Raw genomic sequence first — 15,462 nt, 5'->3', positions numbered from 1 at the left:
CTTCTTAAGAAAAGCAGTCAGTTCATATCTTAATTTTGCAGTTTCAGCATTTTATTTCATCATAATGAACCTAATATTTATTTTCTTTGCATAAATGATTAAAAACGAAAGAAAAATATATTTTTACAGTTCATTATTGATTGCATTAGTAGTCAATTCGGCGAAGCTTATGGCTCTTAATACCAATGGAATTATCGCCCGCTACTGGCACTTCAATATCTGGGAATATAGTTTTCAGTTTCTTTTCAACTTTGTATTCTGTCTGGTGCTGCTTTATTTTAACCTTTCCCGTAACAGATTTTTCAGTGTATTCAGAGAAAACAAACAATGGATCAGGTTCTATCTGTCAAATGCTCTCATGATTGCCGTTTTTATGATTGCCGGAAGTGTTATCCATTATATATTTTTCGGTGCAGTGCATGTTCCGGAGACTATTATCAGAGGATATTTTGCCCGGTTTTTACTCAGTACCATTATGATTGCTGTAGTTATCCGGCTCATTCTGCTGATGCGGGAAAGCAGAAATAAGGACCTGATCAATGAGCAGCTGCAGACAGCTTATCTTCAGGCCCAGCTCAGACAGCTTCAGGAGCAGCTTAATCCTCATTTTCTTTTCAATACCCTCAGCAGCCTGTCAGCCATTGTCCGGGAAAATCCGCAACAGGCACAATTTTATATTGTACATCTGTCTAAAGTTTTCCGGTACACGTTGGTACATTCGGGTAAAGATATGGTCACTATCGATCAGGAGCTTCTGCATCTTTCTTCTTATACCCAACTGCTTACCATGCGCCTGGAAAACAGCTTTCAAATCAACATTGCCATAAGCCAGGAGATTTTACAGCGGGAAATTCCACATTTATCCTTACAGCCGCTGGTTGAAAATGCAGTTAAGCATAATATTTCTGCCATCTCACAGCCTTTGTGCATTGATATTTATAATGAAAACAACAGCCTTGTGGTCCGCAACAATCTTCAGCCTTTACCTCATGAAACTGAAGGTACAGGGCTTGGGCTCATTAATCTGAATGAAAGATACAGGCTGCAAACGCAACATGAGATAGAAATTCACAAAACAAAAGAGTATTTTACTGTAAAACTACCTTTATTATGAGCCAACAACTTCGCATCGTAATTATTGAGGATGAGGCTGCCACAGCAAGAGATCTGGAGTTCATTTTAAAAGAAATCAATTCAGATTTTGAGATTACAGCTATTTTACAAACTGTCCGGGAATCAGTACAGTGGCTTTCTTCAAACGCGGATCACTATGATCTTATATTTTCGGACATCCATCTCTCGGATGGCCTCTCATTTGAAATATTCCGGCAGATTCTTATCCTGAAACCTGTTATTTTTGTGACAGCTTATGATGGTTATGCGTTGGAAGCTTTCAGGAACAATGGTATTGGTTATATTTTAAAACCTTTTGATAAGGAAGAAATTAACCGTTCTTTACTGAAATATATAACGCTGACCGCTGCTGATAATGGTCTGGAACAATCAAAACTGCTTGCCTTATTACAGCAGCTACAATCTCCTGGGAACCGTTATAAAAAAACATTTCTTATCCATTACTGCGGGAGACTGATTCCTGTTGAAGCCTCTAAAATTTATTGGTTTCAAACTTCCAATGAAATGGTATATGCACAGCTGGAGAACGGACAAAAATATATTGTAGAATATACTTTAGAACTGCTTGAGCAGCAACTGAACCCGGAGCTTTTTTTTCGTGCCAACCGCCAGTTTATTATCAATAGGAAGGCGATTGATTCTATCGAATATTATTTCAACGGAAGGTTATCCGTTACTATACATCCTGCTCCGGAGGAACAAATACTCATCAGTAAAGCAAAAGCACCAGCTTTCCGAAAATGGATGGCTCAGTAATTTCACCGCCGGATTTAGTCGGTTGACCCTTTTTTTCCTCTATAAAAATGACCTGTATCATTACATTTGCTTCATCAAAAACTAAAAAACGTATCAAATATGCATGTAAAAACAATAAAGAAGATGCTTCTATTTACTGCGGTTATACTATGCTCTCCCTTCATAGTATCTGCACAAAGTAAGAGCCTCAAACAGACTACTCCCGAACAGAGGGCAAAAATGCAGACCGAATGGATGCGGACGAAGCTTGCTTTAAACACTAAACAGGTTGAGCAGGTATATGCACTTAACCTTCAGTACGCTCAAAAGAATGATCCCATTATTCAGAGTAACGAAGGCAGGCTTTCTAAGTTCAAAAAAATGAAAGCTTTACAGAATGAAAAATCAAATGCCATGAGTCAAATTCTGGATGCCGGACAATACAAAAAATATCAGGAAGCTAAAGATCAGATGATTCAAAATATTAAAGGTAAAAGACCATGAAAAAACTATTTTATCCATGGGTAATGATTATGTTTATTACCACTTCAGCATGCTCTCAGGGCATTAGCAATAACGAGGAGGGCTCTTCTCTGCAATTAAAGTTTACCAGCAGCCTTCAGGGGCCTATACAAAAACCTGCATCAGGGTATGGTGCAGATGGAAACTATGAAGTGGCTGAAATTGATTTTAATAATCCACAATATACGGGAACACAGGTTTCAATTTTCTATCCTAAAGGGATTACTTCGCCCAGGCCCACTATATTCTTTTCACATCCGTTTGGCGGTGAAGAAAAGGATTACAATATAGAACTGTATCATTTTATTGCGAAGAAAGGCTATGTTGTGGTATTTGTACCATACCGTACCGTAGATATAAGCGTTGATCACCGTTATCAGACCCTTTGGGAAGGTTTTATAAAAGCTGCAACAGATTATCCCAACATCATAGATACCCAGAAAGTAGGCTTTATGGGGCATTCTTTTGGTGGCGGGGCCAGCATAGATCTTGCCTATAAAGCGTTTACGGAAAAAGGATGGGGGCAAAATGCACGCTTTCTTTTTACCATGGCACCCTGGTATTCTTTTAACTGGAACAGCCCGTTAACCACACAACAGCAATTGCAGAGTTTTCCGGCCAATACCAAAATGATTACCCAGGTTTATGATGAAGATACTGTAAATGATCACAGGATGGCAATTGATATCTTTAAAAACATTAATATCTCTGCTACTGAAAAAGATTTTATTTATTTTAAATCATCTGCTATTAACGGATACAATTACATCACTGATCATGCTATGCCAAGTTCACGGAAAGCTTTTGATGCTCTGGATTATTATGGTGTATACCGTCTTCTGGACGCCATGATGGATTATAGCTTTAATGGAAATGTCAATGCCAAGAATGTTGCCTTAGGTAATGGCTCAACGGCACAGGTTACCATGCCTTCTTACAACGGGCAGTCAATGGCTCCACTTGAAGTCACAGATAATCCTGCCCCAAAATATTTGCAAGGTAAATATCAGTTTTCCTGCGGAAGCAGTACCAATCCCCGAAGCAATTATTGTAATTGAAAATGAAAGAAAAGTATCCGATATTCTTTCTCAAGTAATTACAAAATATCAACAATAAAGAGAGGTTCTATTCCGGAAGGCAAAAGCCTCTCTTATTTTTTATATTTTTGATATACTACGCAGGTTAGGGCTCAAAAAGTATTGGTGATTAGTCATTTTAATAGTATATTGTAAAACAAATCTGCATTATTATGTCTGCCAAACGTTATGTTCAAGCCCGAGCCAGGAAAATCAGAAAATTCTTTGGATTATTAGGTCCGGGATTAACAACTGGTGCTGCTGATGATGATCCTTCCGGAATTGCGACATACTCTCAGACAGGTGCACAATTCGGTTATGGGCAGCTATGGACCGCACTCTATATGCTCCCATTTATGATCGCAGTACAGGAAGCCTGTGCAAGAATAGGACTGGTTACCGGTAAGGGACTTACAGGAGTAATTAAAGATCATTACAGTAAAAAAATACTATACGGTTCAGTAGGATTGGTTGTAATTGCCAATACTATTAATATCGGGGCGGATATTGGAGCAATGGCAGCTGCCGCTCAATTAATTATTCCTGTTGATATTATCATATTGATGCTTGTTTTTACCATAAGCATATTAACATTGGAGATATTCACCAGTTATAGAGTGTATTCAAAAGTTCTAAAGTGGCTGGCATTATCCCTTCTGGCGTACCCTCTTACTGTATTCATCATGGATCAGCCCTGGCAAGAAATACTGAAAGCCTCTATTGTTCCTCACTTCGAATTGTCTTTCAGCTTTCTTTTCATCATAACCGGAGTGTTCGGAACAACTATTACTCCTTATATGTTCTTTTGGCAGGCTTCTCAGGAAGTGGAAGAAGAAAATAAAAAAGGATTGATTCAAGATGGAAAACCCAAAATCGGATGGAATCATATTCATGCGATGAGAAAAGATAATAATATAGGCATGGTTATCTCTGAATTTACTACATGGTGTATTATCCTGGTTGGAGGAACCGTTTTGCACAACGCCAATATAACAGATATTAATACTGCAGCTGATGCAGCAAAGGCTTTAGAACCTTTGGTTCAGTCATTTCCAAATTCCGGATTAATATCCAAAATCATATTTGCTATTGGCATTATCGGCCTTGGGCTACTTGCTGTTCCCGTTCTTTCAGGATCGGCATCTTATGCTGTTTCAGAAGCTCTCAACTGGAATGCCAGTTTAGACCTGAAATTTACAAAAGCAAAAGGTTTTTATATGGTTATTATCATTTCTACCCTTATTGGCCTTTGTATGAATTTTATTGGCATTAACCCGGTGAAAGCTCTTGTATATACTGCAGTTCTCAATGGTGTAGCAGCTGTACCGCTCCTGTTTCTGATTATCCGGATATCAGCAAGCGAACGCATTATGGGAGAATTTAAAAGCAGGTGGCTTTCAAAAAGCTTGTTGTGGGCCACCTTTTTCTTTATGGCTACCGCTTCTGTGGCAATGCTGTTTACCATCTAAATAGCTCCTTCTATTCCACTTGTGCTAAAATTATTTCTTCATCTTTTTTAAGAATTTTAACCGGTACCTTAAGCTCTGTCTGAATTTTTACCCTGAGCGCCTCCAACGCAGAAGGTTCTCCGTGAACAAGCATGATCTGCTTGGGAGGAATTTCATATTTTTTAACCCAATCTATTAATTCAGACTGGTCTGCATGGGCAGATAATCCCGTAATTTCTGCAATATGGGCTTTTACATCATAGTATTTTCCATGCATTTTCAGTTCATGAGATTGGTTTAGCAATGCCCTACCTCTTGTACCTTCAGCCTGAAACCCAACAATCAGGACTGTATTTCTACTGTCTCCTATGTAATGTTTCAGGTATTCCAGCACTCTTCCTCCTGTTATCATGCCGCTTCCTGCAATAACAATTTTAGACTGCTTTTCTGCAATTATTTCCTGAGTTTCGGTATAATCTTTTGTAATGTAAATCTTTTCAACAATGTCAGTCCATTTCTGTCTGTCAACTAATGTATAGTCTGAGTATTTGACCATAATTTCGGTGGCAGAAGCTGCCATAGGACTATCAAGGACCACCGGAATGCTTACCGGGATTTTATTACTGTCTTTCAGCTCCTGGAGGATATAAATAATCTCCTGAGCCCGTCCTACAGCAAAACAGGGAATAATTATATTTCCTCTGGCTTTTACGGTCAGATTAATCCAATACTCCAGCTGATCATACAAATCTTTATTATCATGCAGTCTGTCGCCATAGGTAGATTCCATCACCAGAAAATCAGACTGTGTAAAAAAATCAGGAGGAGCCAGAACAGCACTGTGGTTTCGTCCGATATCCCCTGAGAAAACTATTGTTGTTCCAAAGCAGGTAACTTTTACAGAACATGCCCCGATAATATGTCCGCAGGGCTTAAACATACAGCTGATATGATCACTTACCTTAATTTCTTCATTTTCATCAACCACAAAAAACTGTTTGAAAGATCTTTCTGCATCATTTACCGTATACAGAGGTTTTGCCGGATGATGCCTTGTATAATGATGGCGGTTGGCTTTTTCTGCATCTTCTTCCTGAAGCTTGGCACTGTCAAGTAATATCAGCTTTGCCAGTTCCCTGGTGGGGCCGGTCATGTAAATTTTACCTTTAAATCCGTTCTTTACGATAAGCGGAATATATCCGCAATGATCAAGATGGGCATGGGTAAGAATAATGGCATCTATTTCAGAAACATCGGTATTCAAGGGCAACCAGTTTTGCTCTCTGAGGTATTTTAGTCCCTGAAACAGGCCACAGTCAATTAATATAGTAAGTTCAGGAGTTTTTAATAAATGTTTCGAGCCTGTTACTGTTTCTGCGCCGCCAAGCGATTTTAAAGTAATCGTTTTCATTTTGATATAATTTACTGGACCTTTACTTTTTTATTCGTCTGCTTTACAGTATTTGCCTTACCCATTTTTATATACAGCCGTCCATTTTTATAGCGGGCTTTAATGTTACTGACATCAATACCTTCCGGAAGCCTGAAGTTTCTTGCAAGAGAAGAGGTTAAAAACTCTTTTCTCACATAATTTTTTTTAATTTCTTCCTTGTTATCTGTTGTATACGCCTGAATTTTTAAAACACCGTTTTCTACTCTTATCTTAAAATCTTCTTTCTTAAAACCAGGAGCATTAACCTGTATTTTATAGTTCCCGTTTTTATCAATGATATTTACTGAATGTTCTATTTTAGCAGGTTGGTTAAGAATCTCGTTTTTACTCCAGAATTCTTCTGTTAACAGTTTTACCGGAGATTGTTTTGGGGCTAAAGTTTTCATAATAACCATTTTTTGATTAGATATCAAAGGTACCATAAGCTGTATTCACAAGCCGTGACAGTGATTGTGTTTAATTGTGATCGTCATCATTCTTCTGCCACCTATTAATGATATCGATAACTTCATAGGCATCAGACGGATCAGCATTTCTGACAGATATCCATTCTAACCTGTCATCTTTTATTTCGGGCAAATCACCTGTAAATGAATCTTTAAGCCATGCTATCATATATCTGACTCCCAGTGAAATAAGTTTTTTAAGAATAGCAGACGAAACAGAGCAGTCGTCACCAGTAATAATAACAACATCCTTTGCCTGGGCAAAATAGACTGTTGTTTCATCCAACGGAACGCTGATGATGGTAAGTTTATGTCTTTTATGATTGGCTAAAGCAAGAAATTGTTTGTCAATCTGGTTTATATGGTATACGATCACTTTCATAGCTTCTGTTCATTCGTCAAATATATTGAAGAAGAAAAAAGCTAACCGTGTGCAAAATCATTATTAAAGATGATCTGTATTTTAATTTTTCATTTTCTGTAATCGGGTAATATCCAAAATTGTAATTCTGCCTGCATTTCTGTCAATAAGACTTTCTTCTTTAAAGTCACCCAATATCCTGCTCACTGTTTCTATGGCCATACCCGCCATAGAAGCAAGATTTTCTCTGGAAATTTCGAAATTCCCGGTTTCGGAATGGGCCTTGTATAATTTACTGAGGATTTCTGCCATTCTTTTTCTTACTGAAAAATAAGCAAGATGTAGAAGCTGCTGCTCATGGTTGACAACATTCTGCGCCAGAATTTTAATGAATTTTTCTGCCACATCAGGATATTTAAAGACCAACTGATCCATCACTTCTCTTGGAATAGAGCATAAAGTGGCATCTTCAAGTACTTCGGCTGTTTCTTTATACTCTCTCCCTGTAAACAATGAGGTAATTCCAAAATATTCGTCAGGATAATATACACATGTCATCAGCTCTTTTCCATCTTCAGTCATTTTTATAGTTTTCACTGATCCGGAAAGTATGAGGTACACTGCATTTGCGGTATCGCCTTCTGTATAGATAATCTGTTTTCTTTTGAGAGTTTTTATTTTACGGCCATCAAAAGATTTTTTCAGCTCTTCCAGTCCATTTACAGATTGAAACAGGTGATTCATCTGGTCATACTTGTCGCTATAAAACTTTTTCTGATGCTCTTTTTTCTTAAGCCTGCTTTCAATGGCATTTAAAAGTTCGATATCGTCAAATGGCTTAGTCAGGTAATCGTCTGCCCCCATTTCTATTCCCTTACGTACTTCTGCCCTGTCTGCTTTTGCTGTAATGAATATAAAAGGGATCAATGAGGTATCTTGTCTCTTGCTTAAAAGATACAGTACTCCGTAGCCATCCAGTTCCGGCATCATAATATCACACAATATAATATCAGGAATGTATTTAATAGCCAGTTCCACGCCCTGTTTACCGTTTTTTGCCTGCAAAACCTCATAGTCAGCCAGCACCAGAATTTCTGAGGTGCTTTCCCGGATATCATCATTATCCTCAATGATTAGTATTTTTGTTTTTGTCATGAATAATGAACTTTTATTTTCGCTTAAAAGACAATGTAAACTGAGTACCTTTACCAGGTTCGCTGTTAAAATCTATGTTTCCATCCATCAGATTAACATACCGGAGAACAATATTTAATCCCAACCCGGTTCCCGGAATATTACCAATATTATGAGCTCTGAAAAAAGGCTGGAAAAGACCTGCATGATCTTCTTCAGGAATTCCTATTCCATTGTCTTTTACCGTCAACTGATAATATTCTTTATTGATTTCCGTACAAAACTCAATAAGTGTATTTTCCCCGGAATATTTTATAGCATTACTGATCAGATTCATGAGACAGTTTCTTAGTAAGTTCTGATCCAGATACACCCTGTTTTCTACTCCGGTATGCTGATAAATTATAATTTGATTGTCTTTGGTAATCAGCTGCATTTCTTCCACAAGCTCTTCAGAGAATCTTATAATATCAAACTCATGATAATCCGGGGTTACAATACCTGCTTCCAGTTTCTCCAAAGAAAGAAAATCGTTAAGAATCCCGTTAAGACCGGTGATTGCATTTTTTATTTTATGAAGGTGTTTCAGGATTTGGGAATGATCAGCAAGCTGAAGGTATTTTTCAATAAGAACAACAGAAAGCTGCATGGAGCTTAAAGGGGTACGGAATTCATGTGAAGCCATAGATACGAAACGACTTTTCATCCGGTTAAGTTCCTTTTCCTTTTCAAGTGAAAGATTTGCTTCTTCTTTTGCCTTTTCCAAAGCACTTAACATCTCCTGAAGAGATTTTGTTCTCTTCTCAACAAGATCTTCCAGCTCACTGGCATATTTTTTAAGGAATTCTTCAGCTTCTTTTTCTTTGGAAAGATCATGGATAAATCCGGTATAAATAACCCTGTCCTGCAGCTGTACTTCACTTACAGCAAGTCTGAATGGGAATTGGGTACCATCTTTCCTAAGCCCTCTCACTTCTCTGCCCTTACCAATTATTTTTTTTTCTCCTGTACTCTGATAACGAAGCAGGTAACCGTCATGCCTGCTATGGTCTGGTTCCGGCATCAGCACTGAAATATTTTTACCGATTAACTCTTCTTCTCTATATCCGAATATCTTTAATGCAGAAGGATTTAAGTTTTCAATCCTGCCACGGCTGTCAATGGTAATGATACCGTCAATAGCTGTTTCTATAATTGCATGTAAGAGTCTGGTACTTTCCATAAAAAAATAAATACTTACCCTTACTAAAGATAAGTATTTTAAATCAATTTTCTATGAAATACTATAATATATTAGCAAATAACATTTTTTAATTACTGTTTCATCAATATTTATTAAAAAACTAGAAATAAATGTGGCTCTCTTCAGGAATAACCAATAAAGGAATCTGTAAATCCTGAGCTTGTCTGGCTGCATGGCTTCCGGAAATGAGCCTGCCTATAAAACTTTTCTGCTGATGGCCCATAACCAGCATATCTATATTTTTCTCTTTTAAAATATTCAATCCTGTATCAATGCTCTCGCTTTCGATGTAATTGTAACAGATCTTTCCCTCAAGATCTTTAAAAAATGTATCTTTCTTATGCTGGTAGGATGTATTTTCTATAAGGTCAACAGCGGTGTCTGTGATATGGGTAATAAGCAGTTCAGCATTGAAATACTTCGCAAATTTGATGAGTGCATGTGATATTTTGATATCCTGACTATTCAGATCTGTGGCAAATGCAATCTTTTTCAGGTCTTTATACTGATATCCTGATGGTATTAGAAGTAATGGATATTCTGTATGTTCAATCATTTTGATGCTGTTGCTTCCCAAAAGGAACCGAGCAAGATTACTTGCTCCTTTCATTCCCATTACCACCAGCAATGTTCTGTTTCTGGCTGCTGTATCATTGATTAACTGGATGGGATCTCCGGTTTCGCATGTGTAATAGATGGAAGGATGAAAAGGGAAAGAATCATCTCCCCATAAATGTTTTTCTGTATTTTCAATATTTTTTACTTCTTTCTTCATTTCATCCTCGTATTCTTTCTTTAATACAGGATATTCATACAAAGCCCATGCGGTCTGCCCGAGCATTGGTTCCTCAACAGGAATCTTGAAGGCATGGCACAGTTCTATATTGCTTTTTAATGCATGTGCCAAATGAAGAGCATATTCAGCGGCGGCTCTGGCTGGCTCTGAAAAATCGGTGGGTACTACAATTGTTCTCATTATTTTAGTTATTAAAATTGAATTTATTTTCCAAAACAGGATCAAGATTATAAATATCATTATAAAACACCGCCTTTCCGTTTTTTATAAGGCAGGTAAGGTATGTAATCTTGATGGGAACCGGCTGTTTCAGAACAAAATCTTTTCTTTCGTATCGATCCATAAAAGATTTCATCAGTGGGATTTCATCTTCAGCTCCATCGTACTTCAGCAGCTGGGCAGCCAGATCGCCTGCATTCTCTACACGGATGCATCCATGGCTTAAGGCCCTCTGAGTTTTTTCAAATAACTGTTTCTGAGAGGTATCATGAAGGTATACCCCATAAGAATTTGAAAATCTGAAAACGACAGCTCCAAGCGCATTATCACAGCCGGAAGACTGTCTTATACTATATTGATAGGGGTTTCTGTAGACTTGTTTCAAATTTGCTGATGTAACAGGTATTATCTTCCCCGATCTGTCATACAGTGAATAATGATGATCTTCAAGATACTGGCTGTTCTTTACTATTTTAGGAAGCATCTCTTTTATGAATATATTTTGAGGAACTTTCCAGTCAGGAGCGGTTGTAAAATAATCAACTGTACTCTTTAAAACAGGACTTGGCGTAGAAGGCTTTCCTACAATCACCTTATAATGGAGTGTCTTGTCTTTCTGAACAAAATCCAGAGAATAAGCAGGAATATTCACCAACAGATAAGCATCACTGCTTACGCCCATCCAGCGCAAACGCTCCATATTAATAGCTACCTTTTTGATTTCTTCTTCCCTGTTTTTAATACCATTGCTGTAGATTGTATTTAAATAATTCTGGAAATCAACATATTCCTGAATTCCAGGCTGCGTATCTAGAATTGTTTTTTGTAAATCATTTTTCTGTAATGCCTGATACAATACTTCTGCTGCTTTAAAACCTTCTATATTATTGGCATCAATAAAAGACGGACTATAAAAAGGATTGTATTTTCCAAAGTGCAGGTAATTGATATAAGTGATAAGTGCATCTGTCATTACAATATCAGTTACAGCATTTTCTTTAGAATCTGTATATTTAGTTTGGTCTGCAACAGTATTTAAAATTTCCGGGGTAAGGCTCTGCTCATGGTAATCTTTGGAAGACAATCCCCTTTTACCGGTATCTTTCAGTAAAAGAACTGCATCCTGAAGCAAGCTGTTCTTAACAGAGCGATTGATCCAGGCATATTCAAAACCATGCTGGCTGTAAAACTGATTTACAGATTTTGGAAAGTTCAGCTCCGGAAGTTCAGATTTATTACTCAATACAAGTGCTATCTGATTGCCAGCATTTACATCTTGCCCGTAGAACAGTGTAATACTGAAAACAATAGCTATCCAATTCAATAAAGTCTTCATGATCCTTAATTTATGAATGTAAAGTTCCAAATTCATAACCGAATGAATAATGACCCTTATCACATAAAAAAATGATATAATCCTGTACTCTATTTTTCTTATATGGATACAGTAGCAATCTGCTTTTTGACAAATCAACTTAAAAATCATAAACACAGCCGTCATATGATGAACATCATTTTTCAAAATGACAGTCATCATTCCTTTATCTGGAAGTCTTTCTGAACTTTGAAGTATAAAATTAACTACAGATGAAAACAAACGAACAATTACAGAAAGATGTTCAGGAAGCCATCAAATGGGAACCATTGCTCCACCCGGCAGAAATAGGAGTTACAGCAGCAGATGGAGTTGTATCTTTAACCGGTACTGTTGATAGTTTTGCGAAAAAGAAACAGGCAGAAAATGCTGCCAGAAATGTAGCCGGAGTAAAAGTACTGGTTGAAAACATCCAGGTAAAACTTCCTGACTCAAAGGCAAAAACAGATGTTGAAATTGGTGCTGAAATCATCAGTGCTTTTACCTCCAATGTAATTATTCCTCAAGATAAGATTAAGGTTAAAGTAGAAAATGGATGGGTAGACCTGGACGGTGAACTTCCGTGGGATTACCAAAGGGAGATTACTGAAAATGCCATACAGTTTCTTCCCGGAATAAAGGGTATTTTTAATAACATTACAATTAACCCGGACACTAATGATACGGTAAGCAAAAAAAAAGTTGAGGAAGCATTGAAAAGAAGTGCTGTTGACGAGAGAGAAATAACAGTCTCTGTATCTGGTACCACAGTAACCCTTACAGGAACTGTCCATTCATGGCAGCAAAAGGAGGAAGCAGGCCGGATTGCCTGGAAAACTCCTGGTATTAAACATTTAAAAAACAAACTGGAAGTTGATTATGAATACAATTTATAATTAGCTGCCTCCGGTTATCAAAAAACTAAAACAGAATATTGTGGAATTTTTTTTTAAAAGAAGTTTTGCTCTTGCTGGCAATATTGCCTCTTTCTCTGCCCGGTTTTTCAGGGAGATTCTGAAATCCGGTTTTGAATATAAAGAGTTTACCAGACAATGTTTTGTTGTGGGATACCAGTCATTGCCCCTGGTAACAGTAACCGCTTTTATTATGGGGCTGGTACTTACCATTCAGTCACGTCCGGCAATGTCCAGATTTGGAGCGGAATCCTGGATACCAGGCATGGTTTCTCTTTCATTAATAAGAGAAATTGCCCCGGTTATTACCGCTTTAATCTGTGCAGGAAGAGTATCATCCGGAATAGGTGCCGAGCTTGGATCCATGAAGGTTACCGAACAGATTGATGCCATGGAGGTTTCTGCCATTAATCCTTACCGTTATCTTGTGGTAACAAGAACTCTTGCAACAACATTAATGATACCTATCCTGGTAATTTTTGCTGATCTGGTAGGCATTCTGGGAGGTTTTATAGGAATCAATATTCACGGAGACAATAGTATCAGTCACTATTTTTCCCATGTTTTTGAGTCCCTGGAATATGCAGATCTTCTTCCGGCAACCCTGAAAACATTTTTTTTCGGCTTTTTTATCGGAATTATAGGCTGTTATCATGGTTTTAATGCCGAAGGAGGAACAAAAAGTGTAGGAAAAGCAGCCAACACAGCCGTAGTTTCAGCTTCTCTGATGATTTTTATTATTGATCTTCTCGCCGTACAGATTGCGGATTTATTTTTTGAACTGTGATGAAACATATGAAATCATGAACGGTGAATTTACCATACCTCATATTAATCAGCCGATTATAGAATTTAAGAATGTATGTAAAGCTTATGGCAGTAACAAGGTATTGAACGGGATTAGCTTCCGGGTTGGAAAAGGAGAAAATCTGGTGATATTAGGAAGATCGGGGTCGGGAAAGTCTGTTACGGTAAAATGTCTCGTAGGCCTTACCAAAATAGATGAAGGCGAAATCTGTATTGCAGGAAAAGCGATAACCCGTCTTAATGAAGAAGAGCTTAACAAAGTGAGGAAAAAAATTGGTTTTCTGTTTCAAAGCGGAGCCTTATATGATTCTATGACGGTGAGACAAAATTTAGCATTCACGTTACAGCATCATAATAAAAAACTAAGCGAAGAAGAAATAAATAAAGCCATTACAGAAGCGCTAAGCAATGTGGGCCTTGAAGAAGCCATTGATAAAATGCCATCAGAACTCTCAGGAGGAATGCGCAAAAGAATAGGCCTCGCAAGGGCTCTGATCATAAAACCCGAAATTATGATCTATGACGAACCTACCGGAGGACTGGATACTATTACTGCCAAAGAAATTATAGAGCTGATCTGCAGCATTAAGCAGAAGTTTAATACTACCTCTATTATTATAACCCATGATTTATTATGCGCAAAGTATACCAGTGACCGGATTATTGTATTGAAAGATGGAAAAGTGAATACTGAAGGAACCTATCGATCTATTGAAAACAGTACAGACGGTTGGATAAAGTCATTTTTTCAAAAATAAACAGAATAAGTCATGAAGAATGAATCATCAAACAACCTGAAATTAGGGATCTTTGTTATGGCAGGAGTTATCCTGTTTATACTGACCATTTATTTCATTGGTCTAAACAGAAATATGTTCGGGTCCAATTTTATTTTACGTTCAGAATTCGAAAATGTAAGCGGATTAAAACAAGGGAGTAATGTGCGTCTTTCCGGGATCAATATCGGGACTGTCAGCAGGATCGACTTTATTTCCGATTCATTGGTTATGGTAAAAATGAGCATCAAAAAAGATGTTCAGCAATATATTAAAACAGACGCTGTTGCCAGTATAGCCTCAGATGGGTTGGTAGGTGACAAAGTCCTTGTTATTTCTCCGGGAACTGGTTCTTCAACAATAGTAAGTAATAACGCTGTAATTGCTTCATACAAAACTACAGAAATAGAAGATGTGCTTTTCAGTATCAAGAAAAGTGCAGACAATATCCAGACTGTCTCTACCCAACTGGTTGATTTTACAACAAAAATGAACAATAAGGACGGCCTACTGATGAAAGTAATGACCAATAAAGATTTCGCGAACCGTATTGACAAAACAGTACAGAACCTTCAGACAAGCATGAATGATTTTGCGGCTTTCACTCCTATCCTCAAAAATAAAGATGGAATTATTCATAAGGTATTTACCGATAAGGAACTTAGTGATAATGTTGGCAGCAGTATTCTTGATTTAAAAAACAGTTCAAGGCAGATCAGTCTTTTTGCTGCGAAACTGAATGATAAGAACAATATACTTTCCCAAATATCGTCAAACGACACTTTAGCTATTTCATTGGAAAAAACGCTCAATAATCTGGAGAAATCTTCCGGAGACCTTAAAAAATTCACCTCAAAAATCAACAATGAGGAAAATGTGGTTTCCAAATTAATTGATAATCCGAGATTAGGCAGGTCAGTAGATTCCACCATCAATAATATCGGGAAGGGAGTTGATGAACTCAGAGAATTAGAAGCAGCGGCAAGAAATAATTTCTTACTCAGGGGTTATTTTAAAAAGAAAATCAATAAATAAGTACATATT

The 15,462-nt window shown here is 37.4% G+C and carries 16 protein-coding genes; 9 read left to right on the top strand and 7 right to left on the bottom strand.

The window, feature by feature from the left end; genetic code table 11:
- The first annotated feature begins 94 nt into the window (after window positions 1–94).
- From EG339_RS16895 to EG339_RS16875, 5 genes are all read left to right on the top strand, one after another.
- Window positions 95–1,114 (top strand): sensor histidine kinase, encoded by a 1,020-nt coding sequence (locus EG339_RS16895; protein ID WP_123871123.1) that lies wholly within the window; start codon window positions 95–97, stop codon window positions 1,112–1,114.
- Window positions 1,111–1,890 (top strand): LytR/AlgR family response regulator transcription factor, encoded by a 780-nt coding sequence (locus EG339_RS16890; protein ID WP_123871122.1) that lies wholly within the window; start codon window positions 1,111–1,113, stop codon window positions 1,888–1,890. Before EG339_RS16895 ends, EG339_RS16890 begins: the two co-directional genes overlap by 4 nt.
- A 99-nt stretch (window positions 1,891–1,989) precedes the next feature.
- Window positions 1,990–2,373, top strand: coding sequence for a hypothetical protein (locus EG339_RS16885; RefSeq protein ID WP_123871121.1), 384 nt, complete (start codon window positions 1,990–1,992; stop codon window positions 2,371–2,373).
- On the top strand, window positions 2,370–3,449 hold the full coding sequence (locus EG339_RS16880; protein ID WP_123871120.1) for an alpha/beta hydrolase: 1,080 nt from the start codon (window positions 2,370–2,372) through the stop codon (window positions 3,447–3,449). Before EG339_RS16885 ends, EG339_RS16880 begins: the two co-directional genes overlap by 4 nt.
- A gap of 191 nt (window positions 3,450–3,640) precedes the next feature.
- Entirely contained in the window at window positions 3,641–4,936 is a 1,296-nt protein-coding gene (locus EG339_RS16875; RefSeq protein WP_123871119.1) for an NRAMP family divalent metal transporter, read from the top strand.
- Window positions 4,937–4,946: 10 nt separating this feature from the next.
- Here the strand turns inward: EG339_RS16875 and EG339_RS16870 are convergent, their stop codons facing one another.
- The 7 genes from EG339_RS16870 to EG339_RS16840 all read right to left on the bottom strand — a co-directional run bounded on the left by EG339_RS16870 (window position 4,947) and on the right by EG339_RS16840 (window position 11,903).
- On the bottom strand, window positions 4,947–6,326 hold the full coding sequence (locus EG339_RS16870; protein WP_123871118.1) for an MBL fold metallo-hydrolase RNA specificity domain-containing protein: 1,380 nt from the start codon (window positions 6,324–6,326) through the stop codon (window positions 4,947–4,949).
- Between the two features lie 11 nt (window positions 6,327–6,337).
- Entirely contained in the window at window positions 6,338–6,754 is a 417-nt protein-coding gene (locus EG339_RS16865; protein ID WP_123871117.1) for an Hsp20/alpha crystallin family protein, read from the bottom strand.
- 70 nt (window positions 6,755–6,824) lie between these two features.
- Complete coding sequence (locus tag EG339_RS16860) at window positions 6,825–7,196, bottom strand: hypothetical protein (RefSeq protein WP_123871116.1); 372 nt, start codon at window positions 7,194–7,196, stop codon at window positions 6,825–6,827.
- 81 nt (window positions 7,197–7,277) lie between these two features.
- Window positions 7,278–8,330: a response regulator gene (locus EG339_RS16855; protein ID WP_123871115.1), complete on the bottom strand. Its 1,053-nt coding sequence runs from the start codon at window positions 8,328–8,330 to the stop codon at window positions 7,278–7,280.
- Window positions 8,331–8,343: 13 nt separating this feature from the next.
- On the bottom strand, window positions 8,344–9,531 hold the full coding sequence (locus EG339_RS16850) for a PAS domain-containing sensor histidine kinase (RefSeq protein ID WP_123871114.1): 1,188 nt from the start codon (window positions 9,529–9,531) through the stop codon (window positions 8,344–8,346).
- 121 nt (window positions 9,532–9,652) lie between these two features.
- Window positions 9,653–10,528: a universal stress protein gene (locus tag EG339_RS16845; protein WP_228459001.1), complete on the bottom strand. Its 876-nt coding sequence runs from the start codon at window positions 10,526–10,528 to the stop codon at window positions 9,653–9,655.
- A 4-nt stretch (window positions 10,529–10,532) separates the two neighbouring features.
- Complete coding sequence (locus tag EG339_RS16840; protein WP_228459000.1) at window positions 10,533–11,903, bottom strand: L,D-transpeptidase family protein; 1,371 nt, start codon at window positions 11,901–11,903, stop codon at window positions 10,533–10,535.
- Window positions 11,904–12,154: 251 nt separating this feature from the next.
- Here EG339_RS16840 and EG339_RS16835 point away from each other — a divergent pair, with 251 nt between their 5' ends.
- From EG339_RS16835 to EG339_RS16820, 4 genes are read left to right on the top strand one after another with little or no spacing between them, the layout of a single operon-like run.
- Entirely contained in the window at window positions 12,155–12,817 is a 663-nt protein-coding gene (locus tag EG339_RS16835; protein ID WP_123871111.1) for a BON domain-containing protein, read from the top strand.
- A gap of 40 nt (window positions 12,818–12,857) precedes the next feature.
- A complete protein-coding gene (locus tag EG339_RS16830; RefSeq protein ID WP_262706867.1) occupies window positions 12,858–13,622 on the top strand; it encodes an MlaE family ABC transporter permease in 765 nt (254 codons plus the stop codon).
- Window positions 13,623–13,638: 16 nt separating this feature from the next.
- Window positions 13,639–14,400, top strand: coding sequence for an ABC transporter ATP-binding protein (locus EG339_RS16825; protein WP_123871109.1), 762 nt, complete (start codon window positions 13,639–13,641; stop codon window positions 14,398–14,400).
- A 12-nt stretch (window positions 14,401–14,412) separates the two neighbouring features.
- The gene (locus tag EG339_RS16820; RefSeq protein WP_123871108.1) at window positions 14,413–15,453 is read left to right on the top strand and encodes an MlaD family protein; all 1,041 of its coding nucleotides are present in this window, start codon (window positions 14,413–14,415) and stop codon (window positions 15,451–15,453) included.
- Window positions 15,454–15,462: the final 9 nt, after the last annotated feature.

The organism is Chryseobacterium bernardetii (assembly GCF_003815975.1).
GTDB classification, from domain to species: Bacteria; Bacteroidota; Bacteroidia; order Flavobacteriales; family Weeksellaceae; genus Chryseobacterium; species Chryseobacterium bernardetii.
This window is presented reverse-complemented; position numbering and strand designations above follow the sequence as displayed.

Bases quoted from the DNA above. Each gene is read 5' to 3' on its own strand.
- EG339_RS16895 (WP_123871123.1), top strand. From the start codon at position 95: ATGATTAAAAACGAAAGAAAAATATATTTTTACAGTTCATTATTGATT.
- EG339_RS16890 (WP_123871122.1), top strand. From the start codon at position 1,111: ATGAGCCAACAACTTCGCATCGTAATTATTGAGGATGAGGCTGCCACA.
- EG339_RS16885 (WP_123871121.1), top strand. From the start codon at position 1,990: ATGCATGTAAAAACAATAAAGAAGATGCTTCTATTTACTGCGGTTATA.
- EG339_RS16880 (WP_123871120.1), top strand. From the start codon at position 2,370: ATGAAAAAACTATTTTATCCATGGGTAATGATTATGTTTATTACCACT.
- EG339_RS16875 (WP_123871119.1), top strand. From the start codon at position 3,641: ATGTCTGCCAAACGTTATGTTCAAGCCCGAGCCAGGAAAATCAGAAAA.
- EG339_RS16870 (WP_123871118.1), bottom strand. From the start codon at position 6,326: ATGAAAACGATTACTTTAAAATCGCTTGGCGGCGCAGAAACAGTAACA.
- EG339_RS16865 (WP_123871117.1), bottom strand. From the start codon at position 6,754: ATGAAAACTTTAGCCCCAAAACAATCTCCGGTAAAACTGTTAACAGAA.
- EG339_RS16860 (WP_123871116.1), bottom strand. From the start codon at position 7,196: ATGAAAGTGATCGTATACCATATAAACCAGATTGACAAACAATTTCTT.
- EG339_RS16855 (WP_123871115.1), bottom strand. From the start codon at position 8,330: ATGACAAAAACAAAAATACTAATCATTGAGGATAATGATGATATCCGG.
- EG339_RS16850 (WP_123871114.1), bottom strand. From the start codon at position 9,531: ATGGAAAGTACCAGACTCTTACATGCAATTATAGAAACAGCTATTGAC.
- EG339_RS16845 (WP_228459001.1), bottom strand. From the start codon at position 10,528: ATGAGAACAATTGTAGTACCCACCGATTTTTCAGAGCCAGCCAGAGCC.
- EG339_RS16840 (WP_228459000.1), bottom strand. From the start codon at position 11,903: ATGAAGACTTTATTGAATTGGATAGCTATTGTTTTCAGTATTACACTG.
- EG339_RS16835 (WP_123871111.1), top strand. From the start codon at position 12,155: ATGAAAACAAACGAACAATTACAGAAAGATGTTCAGGAAGCCATCAAA.
- EG339_RS16825 (WP_123871109.1), top strand. From the start codon at position 13,639: ATGAACGGTGAATTTACCATACCTCATATTAATCAGCCGATTATAGAA.
- EG339_RS16820 (WP_123871108.1), top strand. From the start codon at position 14,413: ATGAAGAATGAATCATCAAACAACCTGAAATTAGGGATCTTTGTTATG.